25 protein-coding genes are annotated in these 21406 nt (G+C 60.7%); 14 read left to right on the top strand and 11 right to left on the bottom strand.

Annotated features, from left to right (window positions below; all coding sequences use genetic code 11):
* The 7 genes from ACCQ08_RS22430 to ACCQ08_RS22460 all read left to right on the top strand — a co-directional run.
* Nucleotides 1–233, top strand: a 233-nt coding sequence (locus ACCQ08_RS22430; protein ID WP_373451048.1) for a hypothetical protein, incomplete at its 5' end; no start/stop codon positions are given.
* Complete coding sequence (locus ACCQ08_RS22435) at nt 230–754, top strand: glycoside hydrolase family protein (RefSeq protein ID WP_373451049.1); 525 nt, start codon at nt 230–232, stop codon at nt 752–754. The genes ACCQ08_RS22430 and ACCQ08_RS22435, both read left to right, overlap by 4 nt.
* Entirely contained in the window at nt 751–1290 is a 540-nt protein-coding gene (locus ACCQ08_RS22440; protein ID WP_373451050.1) for a hypothetical protein, read from the top strand. The genes ACCQ08_RS22435 and ACCQ08_RS22440 overlap by 4 nt, the downstream gene beginning before the upstream one ends.
* Nucleotides 1291–1490: 200 nt before the next feature.
* On the top strand, nt 1491–2057 hold the full coding sequence (locus ACCQ08_RS22445) for a Panacea domain-containing protein (RefSeq protein ID WP_373451051.1): 567 nt from the start codon (nt 1491–1493) through the stop codon (nt 2055–2057).
* 561 nt (nt 2058–2618) lie between these two features.
* Nucleotides 2619–2906, top strand: a complete 288-nt coding sequence (locus ACCQ08_RS22450) for a hypothetical protein (protein WP_373451052.1) — start codon at nt 2619–2621, stop codon at nt 2904–2906.
* Complete coding sequence (locus tag ACCQ08_RS22455) at nt 2903–3169, top strand: hypothetical protein (protein WP_373451053.1); 267 nt, start codon at nt 2903–2905, stop codon at nt 3167–3169. Before ACCQ08_RS22450 ends, ACCQ08_RS22455 begins: the two co-directional genes overlap by 4 nt.
* Nucleotides 3170–3452: 283 nt before the next feature.
* Nucleotides 3453–4028, top strand: coding sequence for a hypothetical protein (locus ACCQ08_RS22460; protein WP_373451054.1), 576 nt, complete (start codon nt 3453–3455; stop codon nt 4026–4028).
* Between the two features lie 1457 nt (nt 4029–5485).
* Here the strand turns inward: ACCQ08_RS22460 and ACCQ08_RS22465 are convergent.
* From ACCQ08_RS22465 to ACCQ08_RS22480, 4 genes are all read right to left on the bottom strand, one after another.
* On the bottom strand, nt 5486–5821 hold the full coding sequence (locus tag ACCQ08_RS22465; protein WP_373451055.1) for a Rap1a/Tai family immunity protein: 336 nt from the start codon (nt 5819–5821) through the stop codon (nt 5486–5488).
* A gap of 874 nt (nt 5822–6695) precedes the next feature.
* Nucleotides 6696–7967, bottom strand: coding sequence for a serine hydrolase domain-containing protein (locus ACCQ08_RS22470; RefSeq protein ID WP_373451077.1), 1272 nt, complete (start codon nt 7965–7967; stop codon nt 6696–6698).
* A gap of 280 nt (nt 7968–8247) precedes the next feature.
* Nucleotides 8248–8544, bottom strand: a complete 297-nt coding sequence (locus ACCQ08_RS22475; protein ID WP_239808804.1) for a DNA-directed RNA polymerase subunit alpha C-terminal domain-containing protein — start codon at nt 8542–8544, stop codon at nt 8248–8250.
* A 204-nt stretch (nt 8545–8748) separates the two neighbouring features.
* A complete protein-coding gene (locus tag ACCQ08_RS22480) occupies nt 8749–8973 on the bottom strand; it encodes a hypothetical protein (protein WP_239808803.1) in 225 nt (74 codons plus the stop codon).
* A gap of 278 nt (nt 8974–9251) precedes the next feature.
* Here ACCQ08_RS22480 and ACCQ08_RS22485 point away from each other — a divergent pair, with 278 nt between their 5' ends.
* The 5 genes from ACCQ08_RS22485 (at nt 9252) to ACCQ08_RS22505 (ending at nt 12787) form a co-directional block, all read left to right on the top strand.
* On the top strand, nt 9252–9461 hold the full coding sequence (locus tag ACCQ08_RS22485) for a CsbD family protein (RefSeq protein ID WP_133859091.1): 210 nt from the start codon (nt 9252–9254) through the stop codon (nt 9459–9461).
* A gap of 103 nt (nt 9462–9564) precedes the next feature.
* Nucleotides 9565–10092 carry an MgtC/SapB family protein gene (locus tag ACCQ08_RS22490; protein ID WP_239808802.1) on the top strand — a complete coding sequence of 176 codons (528 nt, stop codon included), beginning with the start codon at nt 9565–9567 and terminating at the stop codon, nt 10090–10092.
* Nucleotides 10093–10216: 124 nt separating this feature from the next.
* Entirely contained in the window at nt 10217–10822 is a 606-nt protein-coding gene (locus ACCQ08_RS22495) for a lipocalin family protein (protein WP_373451056.1), read from the top strand.
* Between the two features lie 243 nt (nt 10823–11065).
* Nucleotides 11066–11923 carry a siderophore-interacting protein gene (locus ACCQ08_RS22500; protein WP_373451057.1) on the top strand — a complete coding sequence of 286 codons (858 nt, stop codon included), beginning with the start codon at nt 11066–11068 and terminating at the stop codon, nt 11921–11923.
* A 216-nt stretch (nt 11924–12139) separates the two neighbouring features.
* The gene (locus ACCQ08_RS22505; protein ID WP_312462925.1) at nt 12140–12787 is read left to right on the top strand and encodes a LysE family translocator; all 648 of its coding nucleotides are present in this window, start codon (nt 12140–12142) and stop codon (nt 12785–12787) included.
* A 100-nt stretch (nt 12788–12887) separates the two neighbouring features.
* On the opposite strand, the gene ACCQ08_RS22510 is transcribed toward ACCQ08_RS22505, so the two are convergent.
* The 4 genes from ACCQ08_RS22510 to ACCQ08_RS22525 form a co-directional block, all read right to left on the bottom strand.
* A complete protein-coding gene (locus tag ACCQ08_RS22510; RefSeq protein WP_373451058.1) occupies nt 12888–13856 on the bottom strand; it encodes a hypothetical protein in 969 nt (322 codons plus the stop codon).
* Nucleotides 13853–14413, bottom strand: a complete 561-nt coding sequence (locus ACCQ08_RS22515) for a sigma-70 family RNA polymerase sigma factor (protein ID WP_239808797.1) — start codon at nt 14411–14413, stop codon at nt 13853–13855. The genes ACCQ08_RS22510 and ACCQ08_RS22515 overlap by 4 nt, the downstream gene beginning before the upstream one ends.
* 103 nt (nt 14414–14516) lie before the next feature.
* The gene (locus ACCQ08_RS22520; protein ID WP_373451059.1) at nt 14517–15452 is read right to left on the bottom strand and encodes a hypothetical protein; all 936 of its coding nucleotides are present in this window, start codon (nt 15450–15452) and stop codon (nt 14517–14519) included.
* Nucleotides 15453–15591: 139 nt separating this feature from the next.
* Complete coding sequence (locus ACCQ08_RS22525) at nt 15592–16803, bottom strand: ABC transporter substrate-binding protein (RefSeq protein WP_312415237.1); 1212 nt, start codon at nt 16801–16803, stop codon at nt 15592–15594.
* A gap of 213 nt (nt 16804–17016) precedes the next feature.
* On the opposite strand from ACCQ08_RS22525, the gene ACCQ08_RS22530 reads away from it, so the two are divergent.
* Both ACCQ08_RS22530 and ACCQ08_RS22535 read left to right on the top strand, forming a co-directional pair.
* Nucleotides 17017–17295: a hypothetical protein gene (locus ACCQ08_RS22530; protein WP_239808794.1), complete on the top strand. Its 279-nt coding sequence runs from the start codon at nt 17017–17019 to the stop codon at nt 17293–17295.
* Nucleotides 17279–19315, top strand: a complete 2037-nt coding sequence (locus tag ACCQ08_RS22535; RefSeq protein ID WP_239808793.1) for a VC_2705 family sodium/solute symporter — start codon at nt 17279–17281, stop codon at nt 19313–19315. The genes ACCQ08_RS22530 and ACCQ08_RS22535 overlap by 17 nt, the downstream gene beginning before the upstream one ends.
* Nucleotides 19316–19414: 99 nt before the next feature.
* Here the strand turns inward: ACCQ08_RS22535 and ACCQ08_RS22540 are convergent, their stop codons facing one another.
* The 3 genes from ACCQ08_RS22540 to fdhD all read right to left on the bottom strand — a co-directional run bounded on the left by ACCQ08_RS22540 (nt 19415) and on the right by fdhD (nt 21302).
* Nucleotides 19415–19768, bottom strand: coding sequence for an FKBP-type peptidyl-prolyl cis-trans isomerase (locus tag ACCQ08_RS22540; protein WP_133858562.1), 354 nt, complete (start codon nt 19766–19768; stop codon nt 19415–19417).
* Between the two features lie 111 nt (nt 19769–19879).
* Nucleotides 19880–20185, bottom strand: coding sequence for a helix-turn-helix domain-containing protein (locus ACCQ08_RS22545; RefSeq protein ID WP_027010615.1), 306 nt, complete (start codon nt 20183–20185; stop codon nt 19880–19882).
* A 286-nt stretch (nt 20186–20471) separates the two neighbouring features.
* Nucleotides 20472–21302 carry a formate dehydrogenase accessory sulfurtransferase FdhD gene (fdhD, locus tag ACCQ08_RS22550; RefSeq protein ID WP_312836160.1) on the bottom strand — a complete coding sequence of 277 codons (831 nt, stop codon included), beginning with the start codon at nt 21300–21302 and terminating at the stop codon, nt 20472–20474.
* Between the last annotated feature and the right edge of the window lie 104 nt (nt 21303–21406).

A 21406-nucleotide genomic window follows, 5' to 3' on the forward strand; every position in this document is an offset into this window, starting at 1 on the left:
TCAATTCCAGCTTTGAGACTTGGTTCTGGGTGAACTCCATTCCGTGGGGGACCATTGCCTCTATCGTGGCGGCACTCTACACGGTGCTGCTCATTTGTGAGTGGTTCTGGAAGAAGCTGTGGCGGCCGGCGTTTGAACGCTGGGGCTGGGTCAAGCCACGGCTGGGCCCGCGCATCATCACGCTGGACGAGTACCGCCAGATGAGCGAGACGCAGAGGGCGGACCTGTCATGAGCAACAAGCAACGGGTCGCAGTGGCGGCCCTGACTGTTTCTGCTGCGGCGATCCTGAGCTTGTTCGGCGCGGAGGGCTTCCGCTCTACACCCTACATCCCCACGCAGGGCGATGTGCCGACCATTGGCTATGGCTCCACGGTCTACGAAGACGGCACCCGCGTGACTCTGGCAGACCCGCCCATCAGCAAGGAAAGGGCCCTGCAGATCGTGCGTGACCACAAGAGCAAGGACGAAGCCATGTTCCGGGCCAGCCTGCCAGGGGTGAAGCTCACCCAGGGCGAGTATGACCTGTACATGGACTTCACCTACCAGTTTGGCATCACCAACTGGCGGGCCAGTTCCATGCGCCGGCACCTGCTTAATGGCGAGTATCTGCAGGCCTGCAATGCGCTGCCGGCCTGGCGGAAGCAAGCGGGCCGAGATTGCTCGCTGCCGCAGAACTGGGGCCCGAAAGGCTGCAAAGGCGTGTGGACCCGGCAACTGGAGCGCCAGGCAAAGTGCCTTGGGGAGCAATCATGACCCTGCAGATAAAACTCATCCTGGCCGCCGCCATCGCCGCGCTGGCCTTCTCCGCCGTCTGGGTGGTCAAAAGCTGGCAGGCCAGCAAGACCATCGCCGAGCTGCGCGCCGAGCAGGCCCAGGGCACGGCCACCCGGGCCGAAGCCGCACGCACAGACGAAAACCAAACCGCGATCAAGGAGAGCAAGCATGCCCAAGACACCATCTACAACGCCGACCGCCTGGCGAACCTCAAGACTGGCATTGATGTTGATGTGCGCGCTGAGCTTGCCCGCGCTGAGCGCCTGCACCGCGACACCGACAGCCGAGCCGCCACTTATCGTGCGCAAGCCCAAGCCGACGCCGCTGCCCGCAGCGATCTTGCAGATAAAGCCGCAGCCCTCGACCGACAGCTTGCACAAGGCCTCGGCGTGGTCGCAAGCCTCGGAGGTGATCTTAGACGACGGGATGCCGAAGTAGCCGCACTGTGCGACCAGGTGAACATCGAGCGCCGGCTGAGCGGTGACGACAGCGACCAGGCCTGCGCCGGGCGCTAAGGCCTGACTAGTTGCCGCTTTTGCCTAGCGGTGTAGAATTTCTGTGTTTATGTAAATGGATTCTGTCTCAAGCGCCTAACGCAGCGTGTACTGCGTATTCAAGCCGCTCTCGTTGGCAGATCCTGGCCCGTGCACAGTCCAAAGTCGCAAGGAGTGCAGCCGAGACACTCTGGCGATTTCAACTCCTTGGGGCAAACAACATGTCTAAGATCAACCGCAACCGCCTTATAAATGCAGTTCTCTACTTCGCAGAGAACACAGAGTTCTGCGGAAAAATCAAGCTGTTCAAACTCCTGTATCTGATGGACTTTGAGCACTTCCGCTTGACCGGCAAGAGCATTACAGGTGCTCAGTACTCTGCATGGAAGATGGGCCCCGTTCCTACCGTGCTGTACGATCAATGGGACGAGCCTCATGGGGAATTCGCTGAAGCAGTTCAAGTTGTCCCTGAGCAGGAGATAGACTTTGTGCGCCAAACTGTTAAACCAAAGCGTCACTTTGATGACTCGGATTTCACGCCCCGTCAGTTGCGCGTGATGCAAGGTCTTGCCGAGAGGTTCAAAGAGGTGCGCTCTGCTGCCATGATCGATGTTACGCATGCTGAAAATGGGGCATGGACCAAGATTTGGAATAACGGCGCAGGCAAATCTAATCCTATCCCGTATGAGCTTGCGATTAGCGATGAGACGGAGAACAAAGACGCCATCTTGATGTACAGGCATTTGGATTTGATGCGTGCCAAAGCTATCGAGTCCCTGGGTGTTTGATGATGAAGGTCGGTGAAGTCTGGAGTCACGACGCTTACTATCTCGATAACGACGAGTTCAAAAGGAAGTACCTCCTGATTTTGGCAGTGGGTGCTGGCGGCGACTATGTCTATCGGCTCCTGACAAGCCGCCAGAACGATAGACCTACTGATCCAGCCTGCTTCCACGGACTGCCATACCCCTCGTTCTCACTTGGTGTGCTTGGGAATGGCTTGGACAAGCATAGTTGGCTTGATCTACGGGAGCTTGAGGACATGGACTCCTATGAGTTCGCCAAGTTGTATCGTGAAGGTGTTCTAAGCAGGATCGGTGCGCTGAAACCTTGGCAATTGTGTGATGCTCTGCTATGCGCCGCGAATGCAGACGACACCACAACTCGCCAGCGCAATGCAATACTGGACAGCCGAGCTGCGCTGGGTTGCTAGCTCTGCGCTTCAATCTCCCTGCCAAATAGAAAGAGCCTCCCCGGCGCCATCGCGGCACTGGGGAGGCTCTTTTTTCGTTTGTGGGGCTATGGAGTGATGGTTAAACTGTATTTTTATACAGTGTTTGAGATGACCCATGCAAATTGATCAGGTTGCTATCGCGGTGCTCGGAGCAGCAGCCGCCTGGCTGTCGCAGGCCCGCGCTGAGAGCTTCAGGCGCTGGGCGTGCATCTTCGGCATGCTGGGCCAGCCGTTCTGGTTTTACGCCTCATGGAAAGCCGAACAATGGGGCATCTTCGCGGTCAGCGTGCTCTATGCGCTGGCCTGGATGAAGGGGTTGTGGATCCATTGGATTCAGCCTACATCCAGCGCTGAGACAGTGGAGAAAATAGGGGCCGTTGATCCCATCCGGAGTGACAAATGATCCAGAGCCTGCACATCGAAAAAAGCGCGCCCGGTCAGTATCTGGCCAGGGTCATGAATGAGCATTCAGAAGCCCTGAGCTTCACCGCCAACTCGATCGCGGGAGCAATCAGGGACACAGCTCAGATGCTGCCCAAGGCCCGCGCCTTTCACATTTGGTATGAGCATGTGAGCATTGGCACAACCCCTGTCCTCCACATGCTGCACGATCCGGAGACGCTGGCGTCCCGGCTGAAGCTGTTGCATGGGCAGTTCTGGGGCTGAAGGTTGACGAACACCAGTTTTAAATTGACAAAGCCCTGTTCTGAGTTGACACACTGCGGTTTTGCCGGGTTGGCTGAAACTGGCAGTTTGCACACAATCGCAAACGGGCACTGTGGATTCCTACTCGACCTCTAATCTGATTTTCCACGCCTACAATGCAGGTCCGAGAAATCAACATCAGGCTACATACTAACAATAGCTGCTATATGTTTTTTGGTTTTGGAAACTCTGTCAGAATGTGAGTCAAGCCCTGTTTTTTCACCTCTCAAAATAGATATATCTTATGAATGAAGTAGATCTCCAACTACATAAATCTTCCATGGAAAAAGGGGGATATGGTCTTAATGATGACCGATTCGAGCGTCTTAAACAGTGGCATGGTGTTCTTTTTCAAATTGCGAGTGCATCTCACTACCTAAGCCAGCTCAAGGACCGGGGCTCGACTCCAGATATTCTAAAAGATACCTATGCAGACCTGTCTCTTTTCTCTTCGTTCATTCTTCAGTACAGCAAATCTTACACAAGCAGTGGAAAAGGTCAGGTTGTGCTAGATGCAAAAAAGGTTTTTGCTGCTGGAAGCAATGCATTGACAGCTCATGAACGCATTCTCAAGATTCGGCACAAGTATGTGGCTCACAACGATAATAGCAATTTGATACTTGCCAATCTTGGGGTTAAAGAAATGAATGACAGGTTCGTGATAAAGCACTTCCTGACTTTGGCTATTCCTTTGGGAGAGCTGGATGATTTTAAGTTGGCATTAGATGCAACTTATGCATATGCTGTTATTTCTCTAAATAAGCAATTGGATAAGCTAGGCGAAAAGTTGGGGAAGATCGTTTTGCTAAATGAGGTCTAGTTTTAAAGAAGCCCCATCGAGCGCAAGGCAGTCGTGGGGAGATGTCGTCGAGATGTGGGGCTCGCCGGGTTAGGGCGGCAGGTGCCTCGCTCTGGCGCCGCCCCGGAGCGGCGATAGCCTCGCGCTGGAGCTGCGGGCAAGCGGCGTTCTGGTCGCTTGCGGATGGTGCTGGAGTTCCCAGGGTACTTTTCAGGGAACTAGATGGGGATTCGGGTCGATTGCTGTCGCATGCTCCATAGCGATGAAGCGACAGGATGTGTCCCCGTTCCCCTGGATTTATGGTTCGAGTCCAATCGCGCCTACCAAATTTTCCCTCTGAAGAGAACCAGACTTCAGGATAACAGGGATTTGGTAAGAAACCTCTCCAAGGTTTCTATTTTGAACAAACCGCCTTCTGGGCGGTTTTTTCATTTCTGCGCTGCTTTTCAAGCTTTGCTTATCCTGCGCCCGATCTGAGCCGTCAATCCCACTGGGGCGACGGTGAAAGCATCTTTGCGTTCTTGTGTCCCATCTGCCTCGCGATGCAGGTCGGGTTCACGCCGGCGCGCAGGGCGTTGGTCGCGTAGGTGTGCCGCGTCTGCTACCCATGGCAATGCGTCCTTGCGTTATGTGCAGTATTTGCAGAAGGCCTTGTCATTAGATCGGGTTGCCATCGCAGTGCGCTGCACAGCTGCGGCTAGGCTATCCCAGGGCTGAAAGCTTCATGCGCCAGGCGTGCATGCAATTGACCAGTGGTGCTGGTTCTGCCCTTCTTGGAATGCCGAGCAATGCGGGATTTTTGCGCTGAGCGTGCTCTTGGCGCTGGCTTGGATGAAGGGACATCGGCCCACATCCAGCGGTACAGGCTGAGAGAGTAGGCTTCGTTGATTCCATCCAGAGTGACTAATGCGCTAGAGCCTGCACATTGAGAAATGTGCATCCGGTCGGTACGGGCCCGGTACAAGAATGCGCATTCTGAAGCCCTGATTTTTACCTGAAGCGCGATCAGGGATACGGCCCAGACGTTGCCCAAGTCCTTCGCCTTCCACGTCTGGCATGAGCATGTGCGCATGGACACCACGCCCGTACTGTATATGTCACATGATCCAGGAATCCTGGCGTCGCGGGTGAAACTGTTGCACTGGCAGTTTTGGAGTTGATGTAGTTAGAACTTGCTTTGAGAAAGTGCAATTCTCAATAAGGTCTTCTTGAAGTATCGGCAGCTCTATCGTTGTATGCTGGAAAGAATGAAATGCACGTCTATCTGGAAGCGCTGCGGGTGATGGAAATCAAAAATGAAAATTTTGATTCGGTGTGGGGAAGAGGTTTTATGCGTTTTATCTCTAAAAATTTATTATCTGTCATAATGCTTTGAACTAGAGTGCTAGGCCCAAAGCTGGCGGTCTTAACGCGAGGGCAATCTCGGTTGTGGTGATGCCATCCGGATTAATAAATGCAGAAATGTAAATTCTAAAAGACTACTTCTTGCAAGGAAAGTTCACTGTAAGGGCTATATAAACGAGAAGCGCCGCCTGCGAATCTCTCTTTTCGGGGTTTCCTTCCAAATACTTCTGCACCGCTGCGCTAATTTGTCCATTTTTTATGTTCTTGGGATAGCATACGGCCTCGGATTGGATCAGCATGTCACTCGCACCCATGATATATCCCATTCCAACCCCGTCGTGCAATGCGTTGCCAGGCGTAACACCATAACGCTTGGTACTTGTGAGGTCGTTAAGGAGGTCATTGCCGGAGTATGCGTTTGCGTTGGCAGCAGCTGCGAGACAGAGCGTGGCAATCAGATGGCGAATCAATTCAATCTCCTAAGCAAATGAGCGGGATCTTACAGTACCGACCGCAGCAGGGGACAACACGCGACCCGCCATCTCCGGATCACGGAGATGCTGTAGATAAACTGAGCGCCCCATTGCGGCATCGCTGCTAAGCTCCAGGAATCGACTTCAGAAATTGGCTTCTGTCTGCTTGTACCACCATCCAAGTACAGAAGGCGCCAAGTGTTGAGCCAACTACCGGCACAGATCCGATGATTGGAAGTGCCTCCACTGCCACTGTTGGCTCTGCCGTGCTGTCGCAATACAAGGTCTGGAAGAAATCTGGCATGCAGCTCGCCGAACCGTATTCTGGAAGGATTGGGGGGGGCTCCCGTAGACGTCTCCCAGACTGATTATCTGGTCAAGGCAGTAGCAGACTCGAAAGAGGCCTGCTGTACAGAGCGTATGACAATGCGCAATCTACTCGGTGTGGCCATCAAACCCACATGCTTTTCTGGTCTCACGGCCGATGGCCATGTGACGGAGGTCATGGTACCGGCGGACTCCGTATGGTTGCACAACGACTTGCCTCGCCCCATTGCGATTAGAGCGGTAGAAAAGTCCATTCCTCGGCCTGAAGCCTTTCGCAATGAGTTGGTGTTTTTGGGTTCTGCGGGCAAGACTCTGAGGCTGCTGTACCGCGAGTACGCCGGTGACTTTATAGGCCCCGGCGTTTTCTCAGGATGTGGCCTATGACGTAGAGGCACTTCCCATGGAGATCCAATTCCGGACGGCGCGTATCCAAGTGCTTGAGTTGCCGGGAAGCTCCATCAAGTACAGGGTTCTTTCATCCTTTTAATGGCCATCGAAAGAACCTGCGTGGGCACTTAGCTGGCGATGTTTTCGCCGGCGTGCATCAGCGCCGAGTTCGCATCAAATGCAGCGCCAACGCTTCAAACGCCGGCAACGATGTCGGGTCATTCGCCGCATTCCCGGCCACCGGGTGTGAGCCATATCGGGCAATGACCATTTCCGCTTTCGGATCGATATAGAGCGCCTGGCCATGTACGCCGCGCGCGGCAAAGGCGCCGTGGTCGTTGTGCGTGATCCACCACATATTGCGATAGCTCCAGCCGGGCAAGAGGGTGTAGCCGGCTTTGGCGAAATCGGCTGGCTTGCCGCCTTGGCGGATATCTGCGATGGCTGCAGCGGGAATGATCTGCTGTCCGTTGAAAAAGCCCTTGTTGCGGACCATTTCGCCAAAGCGCGCAAGGTCTCGCAGGCCTGTGTTCAGGCCCCCGCCGGCAAACGGGGTGCCGGTTGCGTCTACCGACATATATGCATCCTGCTCGGCGCCCAGGCGGCTCCAGATCCGGCTGGACAACAGCTGCGCGACGGATTGGCCGCTGACCCGCGCGATGATCCAACCGAGCGCATCGGTATTGGCGGTGCGGTAGCCAAAGGCCTCGCCGTGCCGGCCTTGCGGTTGTACGGTCTGCAGAAACTCGTAGTAGCTGCGGGGGCCGCTGAAGTCTTTGGGTTTGGGCAAGGGATTGCCTGCGGCCGCATGGGCCCAGACCTCCGCGTTGGGATCGGCATAGTCTTCGCTGAACCGGACGCCGGTGGTCATGTCCATCACCTGGCGCACGGTGGCGCTGCCAAAGGCTGATTTGGAGAGTTCCGGCACATAGTCCGCCACCTTGCGTTCAGGGTCGAGCTTTCCTTCCGCGACCAGCATCGCTGCCAAGGTGCCGATAAAGGACTTGGTGACCGACATCGCTGCATGCTGGCCATCGGGCTGGAGTGCGCCGGCATAGCGTTCGTAAACGATGCGGCCTTGGTGCAGCACGACAATGCCGTCGGTGTAGTTGGCGGCCAGCGCGTCACGCCAACGCATGGTTTCTCCGGTATCCAGGCGCTTGAATTCCAAGCCGTCGATATCGTCACGCAAAGCCCTCGGCAATGGGGCGGCAGGCCGCAGGCCGCGTGAAACATTCACGGTCGGCATCAGCTCGCGAAAGTGCGCCACACTCCAGCGCATCGCGGGAAATTGGAAATAGGAGCCGTCTTCAAACCGCAGAATGCGGTTCGCAGGCGGCGGCGATCCGACCATCCAGCCCAGTTTGACGGGATCGCTGTCTGCGGCATCGGGGTATGCAGATGCGGGCACCGCTTGCGCTGCAGCCATATGGCAGACCAGCAAAAGCGATGCTGCGCCCAGGCCCGGTGCGCGTTTCAACCACTGCGTTACTGCCATCTGTAGCTCCATTCATGCATGCTCTTCGCAGTATCTTATAGAGCCCAAAAGCATGCTGCCTTCATCTGCCGCAAACAGTGTGGATGGGTGACGGGAATCATCGCGTTTTGCACGGTCTTCGCATCGAGGCGCTCGCTGTACGGGAGCGCACCAAGGTGGGCGGGGGGACCGGCGCGTACCGGTTTGTCTTGCGTGGCGGTTGAGCCTGTATTCAGGCGGTTGAAGCCAGTCCTAATCCTGCAGGCGCTGCAATATGCATTTTCTTCGAGGGGCGTTGGCCATCTTTGAGGTCAGCCAGATAGCACTGGCCGGGGAAGAACACCGCTTCGACCTCTCGCAGCGACTGCAGGCCAAAACCGGCCAGTTTGAGCAGCCGCTCGGGGTAGGCCGCAATGACTGCTTCCACGGTCGTGATGTTGTGGCGGGCCAGGGCGTTGAATGCGCGGTTGGAGAGCTTTCCTGCAAGCGGGGTGGCGTGCGCAAATGGCGCATCGTTCAGCGGAGACATCAGATAGAGACAGGGTTATGTTGCGAGCCTTGATGCTAGCACCCGAGTCCTAATACAAGCTTACAACCCAGGGGCGCAGTGCGAGATGCGGCGCCTGCTCCCTGCGCGCATGAAAAAGCCCTCGGCAGAGGGCTGTTGGACAGAGAAATGGAGCATCTGCCAGCACCCATGGAGGGCCATGCTTGCTTGCACACTTGGAGGCACTCAGGATGGGGTGCTGGGGCTCGCGCTACTGCCCAGGGTCACGATGGTCTTGGGCTTCTGGCCGCGGTAGCTGAGTTCATTGCCTTTGTATTCTGGCCTTTCTATCCAGGTAATACGGGAGTCGGGAACACCATCGGGATAGGAAATTCGGTCCCTTTCATAACGGGCTTGAATCTCTTCCTGGCTCAGTGCCTGAGCTGGAAGGGGTTTGGATGCATATGTCATGGCTTTCAACTCCTTGAATATCGCTGGAATGCCGGTTCTATGCGAGGCCGCTCCTCGTCGCCACCGCCAGTATGCGCTGCGGCGCATGTACTGGGTATCGAATTCCCATAGAAAAAGCTTTGGTCTGACGTGACTTAGGCACAAATCGTCCGTTCAGCGATGGCTGTGGGAGAGCCCTTACGGCCATGCAGCTTGCACGACTGCAATACCGGACTAGCGATGGTGTGACACTGGTTGCACGCCAATCTTTTAACCCTCAAACCATCAAGGAGTGACTGATGAACGAAGACACGATCAAGGGCAACTGGAAGCAGTTCAAAGGCAAGGTGCAGGAGCAATGGGGCAAATTGACCAATGATGATCTGGATGTCGTCGATGGCCAGCGTGAACAATTGGTGGGGCGCATCCAGGAGCGCGAAGGCATTGCCAAGGATGCAGCCGAGCAGCAGGTAAAAGACTGGGAAACCAAGAACAACTACCGCTGGTAATCAAGGCGGCCTCTCCGGTTCACACCGGGGAGGTTTTTAATGTGTTGGCGAGCGGCCCTGAATGCATGGCCGCTTTGCTGCGTTATGCACCAAGGCTTGTGCGATGAATTCTTCTGACTCTGCTTTCCAGACCATTGTCAATACCGTGGCTGGTGAACTGTCCGACCTCACGGATCTGGCCCAAGCCACACGCATTATTTTTAAGTTGTTGCTGGCGGCATTGCTGGGCGGCATGCTGGGCTATGAACGAGAAGCCAGCGGCAAGGCCGCAGGTTTACGCACCCATATGCTGGTGGCGATGGGTTCTGCCACTTTCCTCGCGGTGGCGCAGCTGATGGGCATGACGCCTATGGATTCGAGCCGCGTGATCCAGGGGCTGGTGGCCGGTGTCGGTTTTCTAGGCGCCGGTGCCATTCTGAAGCCGGCCAAGGAGAGCACCGAGGATGTGAAAGGCCTGACGACCGCTGCGGGGATCTGGTTCACTGCGGCGATCGGCATGGCTGTGGGCGCAGGGGAGGAGGCAGCTGCCATTCTCTGCGCCTTGTTTGCGCTGTTCGTGTTGATGGTGCTCCCCAAGAATGTGGTGCCGCGCAAGGATGGCTCCCCAGCGGAGCAGCGCCAGCCCGAGTGAGGGCGGGCCGCGTCCCGCTGCGGGCGCTGCGTTGTCAGAATCCACCTAGACCCTCGCATTGGCCGGGCCTACGCCGCTGCCACGGCATGCGCGGTACAACAGGGTTTTGTTCAAAGGAGCCCCAATGCGCAGTACCCCTCGGGCGGCGGCCACCGCCAAAACCTCGTCATTTCCGCTGGCCATGGTGTTGACAGCCGCCGTCTCGGCGCTGTGGTATGCCGGCCAGCGGGTACGGGTGCCTCAGAATGTGCGCCCCGTGCAGGACTTTGATGCGGAGCAGTACATGGGCCACTGGTATGAGCTGGCCCGAATCGACTATGTGTTTGAGAGGGGTCTGACCTCCTGCACCGCCGACTATGTGTTGCAAAGCGACGGCACGGTGCAGGTGACCAATCGCGGCTTCGATCCGGCGAACGGGCGGTGGAAATCCGCAACAGCGGTCGCCAAGCTGCTGGCAGGGCCGGAAGTCGGCTCGTTGAAAGTTTCTTTCTTTCGTCCTTTTTATGCGGGCTACCATGTGGTCTACGTCGATCATGATGCAGGCCATGCGGTGGTGGTGGGCGACGGGGCGAAATACGCATGGATTCTCTCGCGCACGCCCAGCATCGATGACGCCGCCTATACGCGTTTGGTAGCGATTGCCGTGAGCAACGGCGTCGATGCGAACCGCCTGGTGCGCGTGCCGCATGGCGCCGCGCTGGAAATGGTGGAAAGCTCCAAGGCGGCTTGAAAGCGGGACAAAGGCTGCGTGCGCTACATGGGTATTAAATGATATTCATTCTCAACTGGTTTATCATCAGCCCATCGAGAGATGCAGCCACGGCGCTGCTCTCGGCATCTGTTTCATCGTGGGGCGACCCGGGACCTCAGCGTCTCCAAGGTCGTTTTTGCTAGCCACCGGTCGGCCTCTAAGGCCTGCCAGCCAGCCAAGCTCTTTTCCACGCTATCGATGGCCCGCGCGGTCTGTATGTCGATGTCCCATTCTTCCCACCCTTCCCAGCCCTCTAGCAGCCAAGCGGCCCCCGATGTGCGCCGTGACACCGAGCACCAACGCGGACTGCATCTGCTCGATGCCACGATCATTTCGCTCAAGCACCCGTCACCGCATACCTTGCGGGTCGGCATGCATCTGGGTGACGTCGGCAACGACCCGGTGTGGGACGGCGTGAACGTCGCCTTCCGGGTCTATCCTGATCCGCAATGGCCTGCCATCTCGCGTGTCTACACCGTCAGAAGCTTTGCGCCGCATACGCGCTGCGCGGAGTTCGATGTGGTGATGCATGGAGGTGACAGCCCGATGATGCGCTGGGCCGCACAGGCGGCCATTGGCCAACAAGTGCGGCTGACAGGCCCCCGTGGCAATATCGTGCTGCCCCGGGGCGAAGGACGCCCGGTGGCGCTGTTCTGCGATGACTCGGCACTGCCTGCGCTCTACGCGATCCTGCGCCGCTGGCCCGCAGGGGTTCAAGGCGTAGGCTGGATCGCCAGTGATGATCTGCATGGGATTGGGGAATTGCCGACAGTGCCTGGCCTGCAGCTGCAGCGGCTGCCAGCGCATGGCACCGACCTGTTGCTCCAACAGGCGCGCCAGTTGCAGTCCCCTGCGCAGTATCTGATCTGGGGTGCGGGCGAGCGCGATGAGATGCGCGCTATCCGCAAGTATTTTCAAACCGAGCTCGGCATGGACAAGGCGGATGTGTCCATCGCCGGATACTGGAAGCGCGGCGCAAGCAATACCGACATTGATGCCGAGCGCCAAAGTGCCTACCAAAAATTCAGCGCCGCCGGCGGCAAGCTGGCAGATTGGGACGACCTGGGCATTGCGCTGTAGGCGCATGGCATGCCGCAGAACGCTTCGGGCCACCTGCTGGTTATCAGGTGCGCGCGTGGTGCCGCTTCGCCGGGCTTCAGCGGTGGTGGCGCGGTCGTAGCGGTCGCAATAGCGTTCACCACGGCTGCCGTGCATTGATTGACGCGGGGCTTGGCGGCACAATCGTTCGCTTTGGCCTGCGCCGCAGGCACGCACTATCTCCCCAGTTCGCAGCCCATGTCTGATCTCAATCTATCGCTGGTTTTTCTGTTCGCGCTGTCGGTCATTACCTTGCTGGTCACCCCGGGCCCGGTGACCTTGCTGGTGGCCCGTGCCGGGCTGGTGGGTGGCATGCGCCGGGCGTTTGCCACTATTTGCGGTACCAACCTGGCCTCGCTGGTGCTGATTTTCCTGTCGGCGCTGTTGATCAAGGGCTTGCTGGTCATCGATGAATCCGCGTTCAAGCTGGTGCGCCTGGCGGGCTGCCTCTACATCGTCTGGATCGCGTGGGGCATGGTCGGCGATGCCTGGGCCATGGATGCCCAAACTGGCACTGCCATGTCTGCAGAACCTGCCACGGGCAGCAAGCAGGGCGGCTTCAGCCAGGGCTTTATCCTCGGTGTCTCCAACCCCAAGGACATCATTTTCTTTGCGTCATTTCTGCCCCAGTTCATCGGCGTGCTGCCTGCGCCTGACCACAGCCTGGCGGTGCTCACCGTCATCTGGGTGGTGCTGGATTTCAGCATGCTCGGGCTGATTGCGCTGCTGGTACGCCGCTTGATTTCTCCCGCCCGCGAAAAGCGCATCTTGCTGGTGGCCTCCTGCCTGCTGCTGGCCATCGGTGTTGCCGGTTTTGGCTATGGGCTCTACGACCTGGTGGCGTAGTGCGGCGTCAACCCTGCGCTGCCTCTTCGCTGGTACAACGCCAACAGGCCTGCCCTATGCAGGCCTGTTTTTTTATGCACACGCGCCGTTGGGCGGCGCCTCAGCGGCTGTCAACCGGCTGTGCAGGCGCTGCCTCATGGGCGGGCGCTGGGCGGCACAATGGCGCCGGCACAGGCACGGGCAGGCCAGCGGCCAATGCCTGGTCATAGACCTGGATGCGGCGGCGCTGTTCGGCCAGCGCCTTGGCATCCAGATCGGGACCGCATAAAGGCAGGGTGGGTGCAGCGGCAAGTGGGGCGCTGGCTTCTGAGGCTGCCGCTGCCGCTGCATTGGTGGGGGCTGGCCGCTCGGCTGCGCGACTTGCTTCGGCTGCCTGCTTTCTGGCAGCGGGTGGGGCCGCAGGGTATGCGGGTGCCACAGCGGCTGCGGCAGGTGCGGGAAGGGGAGGGGCAACAGGCGCAGGTGTGGATGCAGGTGCCGGGAGCGTGCGGCGCTCTGCCTGCGGCGCGGGTGCGCGGGCAGGCGCGGGGCTGGTTTTGGCGCTGCCCGCGCCTGCGTTAGCGGCAGAGGCGGGCGCAGGCGCGGGCGCCGCGCCGGTGGCAGGGCTTGCTGCCTTGCCCATCGGTGCGGCTTCGCTGCGCATCTTGGCGCTGCCGGGGGCCGCTGCGCTGTCTGCGGCGGCAGGTGCCGGGGGCGCGCCAGGTGGCGGAGGCGGTGCCGATGCTGCGCTGGGTGCGCTGTCCATCTGCGGGGCTTCCAGCTGCGGTGCGCCGGGTTCATGCAGCTGCTGCAGCGCCAGCCAGCTGACCAGGCCAATGGCGGCCAGGCTGCCCAGTGCCTGCAGCCACCAGCGGCGGTCGTTGGCGGCCTCGCCACCGAAGTACTGGCCTTGTTGGCCGGCGCCGTCCAGATCGCCAGGCGCAGCGGCGGGGTTCTGTGCTGCTTTCGCACGCGCATGGGCCAGGATGCGCGCGGTGCTGGCATCGCTGGGGCCGGCATCCTGCGCGCTGGCCTCACGGTAGAGGTCGGCCAGCGTATCGGGCCGCTTGGGGTCTTGCGGGGCGTTCATGCGGTCACCTCGATGGCCTGGCGCAGTTTGGCGCGGGCATAGCGCAAGCGGCTTTTGGCCGTTTCCTGGGTCACCTGTGTGGCCGCCGCGATCTCGGCCAAGGACATATCGGCTTCGGCCTGCAGCAAAAATGTCTCGCGCTGTTCGGGGGGCAACTGGGCCAGGGCGTCGAGCAGCGCGCGCGCCAGGTCCTTGCGGCCCTGCAGGCGCTCGGGGTCAAAGCCGGAGTTGGCAAACAAGGTCTCGGCCAGGCGCATGCCTTCGCTGTCCTCTTCATCCAGGCTGCGGTGGGCCTTGTGGCGGCGCCAGTGGTCCACCAGCTTGTGGTGGGCCAAGGTGAAGGCCCAGGTAGTGAACTGTGCCTGCGGCTGGTAGCGGGCGGCGCCATCGACCACGGCAAACCAGGTCTCCTGCGCCAGGTCATCGGCCAGCGCGGCATTGCCGGTATTGCGGAAAAAATAACGCCACAAGCGCTGGCTGTGGCGCTGGTAGAGCTGCTCGAACGCCGCCACCTGACCGCTGGCGTAGGCCAGCATCAGCGCTTGGTCGTCTGGCATCTCGGCTTGCATGCGGCAGATTATGCAAAAGCCTGTGCTTGCGGGTGGCGACTGTGGAGAAAATCGCACGCCCCCGCACCGCCTTGTCCGCGCATGCAGGCCGTCAATAGGCAGGCGGATCAGGTACATAGCCCGACGGCGATGCCGGAAAAGGGCGGGGCGCCGGCTGCGCTGCGGACTGCGGCGCGCGGATGATGCCCTGGGCCACCAGGTTGGCATGGCTGTCATAGCGGATGCGGATGATGTGCGCCGGGCTGCTGCTGGCGCTGTGGAACTGGGTGGTCCGCGTCACAGAGCGCTCCAGTGCACCATGGCCGGTGCCCAGGCGCGGCGCCACCGGTGCCGGGGCAGCGGGTGCGGTGGCCTGGCGGGATTCTGCAGCGACCGGGGCACTGGGCGCGGCGGAGGCGGCGGGGCTGGCGGGTGGCGGCATCGCTGGCGCTGCGCTGTCGGCGCTGCTGGCCTCGGCGGCCGGTGCCGAGCTTTTTTGCGCCTCGCGGTTGCGCAGGATGGGTGGCTGGGGCTGGGGTTCGCGCTCGCGGAACACCGCGACCCCGATCACGCCGATGTCGCGGGGCCGGCCGGTGCGTGCGGCATAAGAATCGTCGCTGTGCGAGAAGTAGAAGGCGGCGACCTGCTGGTCGCTCTTGCGCCAGCCGGAGATGGCCCATTGCTGGCGGCCGCCCAGCACATAGCCATCGTCGGGCACGGCAGCCGCTGCCTGGCCGCTGATGGCGTTGATGCCGTCAATGCTGAGCACCGCGAGGATGCGGCCTCGGCTGCGGTTCTTGATATCGACGGCATAGCTGCTGCCCGGCTGGCCTGCCACCCAGTACTCGCCCTGGTGGTAGTACAGAGGCAGGCGTTGGCCACTGCTGCGGTCGATGATCTGCACATCGGCCAGCTGGCTGGCCTGCGCGGGCAGGCCGCCCACCAGGCTGCCAGCAAGCAGGGCGAGTGACGCCAGGGCTTTGATGCCGAGGCGCTGGTGTAGGCAAGCGGAGAAGAACGCAGAAACAGGGGCAGAGGGGGCGTGCATGGCAGGGCTTTGCAGAAGTGGTGGTCTGCCCTGAATCGCGCCATCCGCCCGCAAGGGGTTAAAGGGCGCTGCACCCAATCGTATTTATTTGTAAGCCTCGCGGGCAGGCCGTTGCAGCGGGCCTGCCCGAAAGCCGCGCTTACTTCTGCGTCACCAGCGAGCAGGTGCTCTTGGACAGTGGCTGGAAAGCCTGCTCGCCCGGGATGGTGTCCAGGATCTTGTAGTAGTCCCAGGGGCCCTTGGATTCCTTGGGTGTCTTCATCTGCACCAGGAACATGTCATGCACCATGCGGCCGTCTTCGCGCACATAGCCGTTTTGCGAGAACATGTCGTTGATCTTCATGGTCTTGAGCTGCTTGGTCACCGCCAGGCCATCATCGGTGCCAGCCGCCTCGATGGCCTTGAGATACTGGGTGACGGCCGAGTAGACGCTGGCCTGGTTCATCGAGGGCATTTTCTTCATGCGGGCCTGGTATTTTTTGGACCACTCGCGCGAGGCATCGTTGCGGTCCCAATAGAACGCGGTCGCGAACGTCAGGCCCTGGCCCAGCTCCAGCCCCATGGCATGGGCATCGTTGATATAGATGAGCTGGGGCACAAAGGTCAGGTTCTTGGTCATGCCGAACTCGCGCGCCGTCTTGATGGAGTTGACGGTGTCCTGCGTGGCGTTGGCCAGTGCGATCACCTGGGCCTTGCTGGCCTGGGCCTGCATCATGAAGGACGAGAAATCGCTGGCATTGAAGGGGTGGTAGACGGTGCCCAGCACCTTGCCGCCGCCTTCCTTGACGAAGTCGGTGACGGTGGCGGCCGTCACCTTGCCATAGGCGTAATCGACGGCCACGATGTACCAGTCCTTCTTGCCCTGGGCCAGGATACTCTGTACCGCAGACTTGCCCAGCGAGTACGAATCCACCGTGTAGTGGATCGATGTCGGGCCGCAGAACTCATTGGTCAGCCCGGTGGACAGCGCGCCCGTGCTGATGGCGACCTTGCCACGCTCCTTGGCCATCGTGAACACCGCACCGGCAATGGCCGAGTTGTTGATGTCGACGATCATGTCCACCCCTTCGGCATCCCACCACTGGCGCGCCTTGGTGCCGCCGATATCGGCCTTGTTCTGGTGGTCGGCAAACACCACTTCCACCGGCTTGCCCAGCACCTTGGCGCCAAAGTCTTCGACCGCCATCTTGGCCGCTTCCACCGAGCCCTTGCCGCCCGAGTCTGCGTACTGGCCCGACATGTCGCTGAGCACACCGATCTTGACCTTGTCATCGGAGATGCCGGCGGCCTGGACGGCCAGGGTGGCGCATGCCAGCAAGCTGGCAGCAGCGGTAGATGTGCGAAGGGTCATTGCTTGTCTCCTGTCTGTTGTTGTCGTCACCGGCGGGTCCTGGCCTGGCTAAGGCGTGGCCACCGGCCTTCGCAGGAATTATCAAAAGCGTTGCGGCAGCCCATTACGGTGCTTCCCCTAGGACGCTGGGCAAACCAGTCCCATCTGCGACAAAATGCAAGAATGCTGGCTGCACCCTGCTGCTGTCTCGGTCATACGGCTTGAAAGGCCCCGATGGATCCCTCGCACACCCACCCCGCCCCCTTTGAGACCATGCCGCTCAACGCGATGAAGCTGCTGGTCTTGCTGGTGCTGGTGCTCAGCACTTTTGGCGGCCTGTACTGGGCGCCGGAGATCGATGCCCTCTGGGGCAATGGCACGGCCTATCTGTACGGCGCATCGGTGCTGCCGGTGCTGTATGTGCTGCTGGTTGGCGGCTACGCCTTGTACATGCACCGCCACCCGGAGAAGGATGTGCAGGTTGCCCGCAATGACCATGGCACGAAACCATAAGTTCTTTGTGCTGTATTTGCTGGGCCTGGGCTGCTTCATCGGCCTGGTCGCCTGGGCCGAGCGCGCCGGTCTGTCGCGCCAGTGGATTGGTCCGCTGTTCCTGTTTGTCCCGGTGATGATGTATGCGGCCATTGGCGTCTGGGGGCGCACGGCCGATTCGGAGGAGTACTACGTGGCCGGGCGCCGCATACCGCCGGTCTACAACGGTATGGCCACGGCGGCCGACTGGATGAGCGCGGCCTCCTTCTTGTCGCTGTCGGGCGCGCTGTACCTGCAGGGCTTTGCCGGCACCAGCCAGCAAGCGGGGGGCCTGGCCTATCTGCTGGGCTGGAGTGGCGGCTTTGTATTGGTGGCGCTGCTGATTGCGCCGCAGCTGCGGGCGCTCAATCTCTACACCTTGCCCGATTTCTTTCAACTGCGCTATGGCGGGCGCTGGCCGCGCGTGATTGCTGCGGTGGCAGCGGTGATGTGCTCGTTTTCCTATGTGGTGGCGCAGATCTATGCGGTGGGCCTGATCGCCTCGCGGCTCACCGGCGTGCAGTTCGAGATCGGCATCATGCTGGGCTTGGGCGGTGTGCTGGTGTGCTCCTTTCTGGGCGGCATGCGGGCCATCACCTGGACCCAGGTCGCGCAGTACGTGATGATCCTGCTGGCCTTCCTGATCCCGGTGTCGTGGCTGGCCTACCAGCGCCTGGGCAACCCGGTCGCCGCCGTGGCCTACACCCAGGACCTGGGCAAGATCGCCGACCTGGAAAAGCAGCTGCTGAGCGACCCGGCCGAGCGCGATGTGGAACTGGTCTATCTGCAAAAGGGCATGCTGTATGAATCGCGGCTGCGCAACATCCCCGCTGCGCTGGAGGCGGAGCGCACGCGCCTGCACGAGAAAGTGCAGCAGTTGCGCATCAGCAATGCGGACCTGAGCCAGGTGCTGGCCGCAGGACGCGAGCTGGCCGCCTTGCCGCAGGACGTGGCCAGCGCCCGTGAGCTGTGGACGGCAGCCATGCGCGAGAACTATGCCCGTGCCCAGCCGCTGGGCGGCATGCCGCAGCACACCTTGCCCTATGCGCCGATGCTGGGCACCGAACAGAGCGCGCAGGAGCAGGAGAGCCTGTCGCGCCGTAACTTCATGGCGCTGATGTTCTGCCTGATGCTGGGCACGGCCGGTCTGCCGCATCTGCTCACCCGCTTCTACACCCTGCCCAGTCCGGCAGCTGCGCGCAGCTCGGTGGTCTGGACCTTGTTCTTCGTGGTGCTGCTCTACACCAGTGCGCCGGCGCTCGCTGCGCTGGTCAAGCTGGAGGTGATGCAAAGCCTGGTCGGTAGCCATTTCGATGCGTTGCCGGCCTGGATCGCGCAGTGGACGCGGATGGACAATGCCTTGCTGTCGATCGAGGATGCGAATGGCGATGGCATCGTGCAATGGGGCGAAATCCACCTTGGTGCGGACCTGATCATGCTGGCCACGCCGGAGTTGGGGGGCCTGCCCTTTGTGGTCTCGGGCCTGGTGGCGGCCGGCGGGCTGGCCGCTGCGCTGTCCACCGCCGATGGCCTGCTGCTGACTATCAGCAACGCGCTGGTGCGTGACCTCTACCTGGTCGAGCGCGGCAAGTCGGTCACGCCGCAGCAGCGCGTGATTCTGTCCAAGTTCACATTGCTGATGGTGGCGCTCGCTGCGGCCGCAGTGGCGTCGGTGCGCAGCTCGGGCATTCTGGTGCTGGTGTCCGCTTCATTCTCGATTGCCGCTGCCGCCTTTGTGCCGGCCATGCTGCTGGGCCTGTACTGGCGCGGTGCCACGCGGCGCGGGGCCGTGTGCGGCATGGCGGCCGGGCTGGGAATTACGCTGTACTACATGGTCGTCAACATGCCGATCACCAGCCTGGTGCCCGGCGCCCAGGCCTCTGCGCATCTGTGGTGGGGCATTCAGCCCACATTGGCAGCGGTGTTTGGTGTGCCCCTGGGCATCTTCGTGACCTGGGCGGTCAGCTGCTGCACCCGGCAGTCCTTGCCCCGCGCCCCATAGCGCAGGCCAGGCTGGCCCGGACATGAAAAAAACTGCACAGGCTGGACGCCATGTGCAGTTCTTATGGGGGTGGTTCAGAGGCCCGCAGGCATGTGGGTCTTAGACCTTCAGCAGTTCCACATCGAACTTGAGGGTGGCGTTCGGAGGAATCACGCCGCCTGCGCCGCGTGCACCATAGCCCAGCTCCGCAGGGATGATCAGGGTGCGCTTGCCGCCCACCTTCATGCCTTGCACGCCTTCGTCCCAGCCCTTGATGACCATGCCGGCGCCCAGCGGGAACACGAAGGGGTCGTTGCGGTCCTTGCTGGAGTCGAACTTGGCGCCTTGCTCACCATTGTTGTAGAGCCAGCCGGTGTAGTGCACGGTGACTTGCTTGCCCTTGGCCGCTTCGGCGCCGGTGCCAACTTCCGTGTCTTCGTACTGCAGGCCGGATGGGGTGGTGACGGTGGTCATGTGATTCCTTTGTGAGTGCTTTGCTACCAGCTGCGATCATACCCGCCCACAAACGCAGAGCCCGCACAAGGCGGGCTCTGCAGGACAAAAATGGCCTCGGTGCGCGGGAATTTACTTCTTGGTCTGGGCTGCCACCCAGCGTGTCGCGAAGGCCTGCACATCAGACAGGCGCTTGAGCAGGTCCTGGCCGGAGGGGGTGACGGTGTAGCCATCGCTGTTGTGGTCGAGGAAACCGGCCTCGCGCAACTCCTTGATGCGGGTGTTGAGCGTATTGGGCGTAATGCCGCCCACACTGTCCTGCAGCAAGCGGAAGGTCTGGGGATGCCCGTCACGCAAGGCCCAGAGCACACGCAAAGCGTAGCGGCATTCCAACCGCTCGAAGAGCTGGTTGATGGCGGTGTTTTCCTTGGCGCTCATGTAAGGGTCTCCTTGCGCTGTGTTGAGGAGCGAGGTCCAGGCCTTCGCATGCAAATCCACTGAGAGGGTGCGATCGGCGTCGCGGCAACATCTGCTACAAGTTTAATAGCTCTTCATCGGCGGTGTATAGGCGCAGCTGCCGAATGGGCCTAGGCGGCATCCTAAGTGTTGTTCAATTGCTACGGTTTTTGAGTGTGCAAAGGCCGCCCAGAAGGCGCTGCAGCGCAGAAGTGGCCCTCTCGCACGCCCGGGCCCGTGCCCTGGTCTGCAGGGGGGAGCGAGCCGGTCAATGGGCGCTGTAGCGCACCATGCGCGGACCCCGGCACAGGCCAAACAGGCGCATGCCGGCCTGGTTGGCTACCTGGATGGCGAGGCTGGTGGGGGCGGAGATGGTGGCCAACACCGGCAGACCCATGCGGGCGCATTTGCGCACCAGCTCATAGCTGGCACGGCTGGTCATCACCACAAAGCCGGGTTGGGCCAGCATCTGTTGCTGCGCCATGTGGCCCAGCAGCTTGTCCAACGCATTGTGGCGGCCCACATCCTCCAGTGCGGCCTGCAATTGGCCATCGGGGGTGGCCCAGCCAGCCGCATGAACGGCGCCGGCCTGCTGGTTGAGCAGCTGCAGCCCGGGCAGCTGAGAAAATGCCGTCTGCAACGCAGCCAGGTCCAGCTGGCTGGCCCAATCCGCCAGCGCTGGCAGAGGCTCGGGCACCAGGTCCAGCGCGTCCATCGAATCAATGCCGCAGATGCCGCAGCCGGTGCGGCCGGTGAGGGCGCGGCGCCGCTCCTTCAGGCGCACAAAGCAGCGGCTGGCGATCTGCATCTCCACGCTGATGCCCGGTGCTTCCGGGTCCGTGCCGCAAGGTGCCAGCGGCTGCACCTCGATGCCATAGCAGTCGGCCACCTGGTCGATGATGCCTTCGGACAGCGCAAAGCCCAGTGCAAACACCTCCAGGTCCTGGGGGCTGCACATCATCACCGCATGCGAGATGCCGTTGAACACCAGCGCCACCGGCACTTCGGCCGCAACCGCATCCAAGCGCGAGACCGAGGCCTCAGGCGTGATCACGGTGGCGGGCAGTTGCTGGACGGCGCGGGGCAGATCGGAAGACATGGCGCTGATTGTGACGCAAAGCGAATGCCGGCGTTCGGGCCGTGGGCAGGCGTGCAAAAAAGCAAACCCCGCCGAGGCGGGGTTTGCGGACAAGACCGGATCGG

This window comes from Comamonas sp. SY3 (assembly GCF_041730275.1).
Taxonomy (GTDB): Bacteria; Pseudomonadota; Gammaproteobacteria; order Burkholderiales; family Burkholderiaceae_C; genus Comamonas; species Comamonas sediminis.

Coding starts and splice junctions, on each gene's coding strand:
- ACCQ08_RS22540 (WP_133858562.1), bottom strand. CDS start 19,768: ATGACCACCGTCACCACCCCATCCGGCCTGCAGTACGAAGACACGGAA.
- ACCQ08_RS22535 (WP_239808793.1), top strand. CDS start 17,279: ATGGCACGAAACCATAAGTTCTTTGTGCTGTATTTGCTGGGCCTGGGC.
- ACCQ08_RS22490 (WP_239808802.1), top strand. CDS start 9,565: ATGAATTCTTCTGACTCTGCTTTCCAGACCATTGTCAATACCGTGGCT.
- ACCQ08_RS22485 (WP_133859091.1), top strand. CDS start 9,252: ATGAACGAAGACACGATCAAGGGCAACTGGAAGCAGTTCAAAGGCAAG.
- ACCQ08_RS22450 (WP_373451052.1), top strand. CDS start 2,619: ATGCAAATTGATCAGGTTGCTATCGCGGTGCTCGGAGCAGCAGCCGCC.
- ACCQ08_RS22505 (WP_312462925.1), top strand. CDS start 12,140: ATGTCTGATCTCAATCTATCGCTGGTTTTTCTGTTCGCGCTGTCGGTC.
- ACCQ08_RS22510 (WP_373451058.1), bottom strand. CDS start 13,856: ATGAACGCCCCGCAAGACCCCAAGCGGCCCGATACGCTGGCCGACCTC.
- ACCQ08_RS22475 (WP_239808804.1), bottom strand. CDS start 8,544: ATGTCTCCGCTGAACGATGCGCCATTTGCGCACGCCACCCCGCTTGCA.
- ACCQ08_RS22435 (WP_373451049.1), top strand. CDS start 230: ATGAGCAACAAGCAACGGGTCGCAGTGGCGGCCCTGACTGTTTCTGCT.
- ACCQ08_RS22460 (WP_373451054.1), top strand. CDS start 3,453: ATGAATGAAGTAGATCTCCAACTACATAAATCTTCCATGGAAAAAGGG.
- ACCQ08_RS22480 (WP_239808803.1), bottom strand. CDS start 8,973: ATGACATATGCATCCAAACCCCTTCCAGCTCAGGCACTGAGCCAGGAA.
- ACCQ08_RS22545 (WP_027010615.1), bottom strand. CDS start 20,185: ATGAGCGCCAAGGAAAACACCGCCATCAACCAGCTCTTCGAGCGGTTG.
- ACCQ08_RS22495 (WP_373451056.1), top strand. CDS start 10,217: ATGCGCAGTACCCCTCGGGCGGCGGCCACCGCCAAAACCTCGTCATTT.
- ACCQ08_RS22445 (WP_373451051.1), top strand. CDS start 1,491: ATGTCTAAGATCAACCGCAACCGCCTTATAAATGCAGTTCTCTACTTC.
- ACCQ08_RS22530 (WP_239808794.1), top strand. CDS start 17,017: ATGGATCCCTCGCACACCCACCCCGCCCCCTTTGAGACCATGCCGCTC.
- ACCQ08_RS22455 (WP_373451053.1), top strand. CDS start 2,903: ATGATCCAGAGCCTGCACATCGAAAAAAGCGCGCCCGGTCAGTATCTG.
- ACCQ08_RS22515 (WP_239808797.1), bottom strand. CDS start 14,413: ATGCCAGACGACCAAGCGCTGATGCTGGCCTACGCCAGCGGTCAGGTG.
- ACCQ08_RS22525 (WP_312415237.1), bottom strand. CDS start 16,803: ATGACCCTTCGCACATCTACCGCTGCTGCCAGCTTGCTGGCATGCGCC.
- ACCQ08_RS22520 (WP_373451059.1), bottom strand. CDS start 15,452: ATGCACGCCCCCTCTGCCCCTGTTTCTGCGTTCTTCTCCGCTTGCCTA.
- ACCQ08_RS22500 (WP_373451057.1), top strand. CDS start 11,066: ATGTCCCATTCTTCCCACCCTTCCCAGCCCTCTAGCAGCCAAGCGGCC.
- ACCQ08_RS22470 (WP_373451077.1), bottom strand. CDS start 7,967: ATGGCTGCAGCGCAAGCGGTGCCCGCATCTGCATACCCCGATGCCGCA.
- ACCQ08_RS22440 (WP_373451050.1), top strand. CDS start 751: ATGACCCTGCAGATAAAACTCATCCTGGCCGCCGCCATCGCCGCGCTG.
- fdhD (WP_312836160.1), bottom strand. CDS start 21,302: ATGTCTTCCGATCTGCCCCGCGCCGTCCAGCAACTGCCCGCCACCGTG.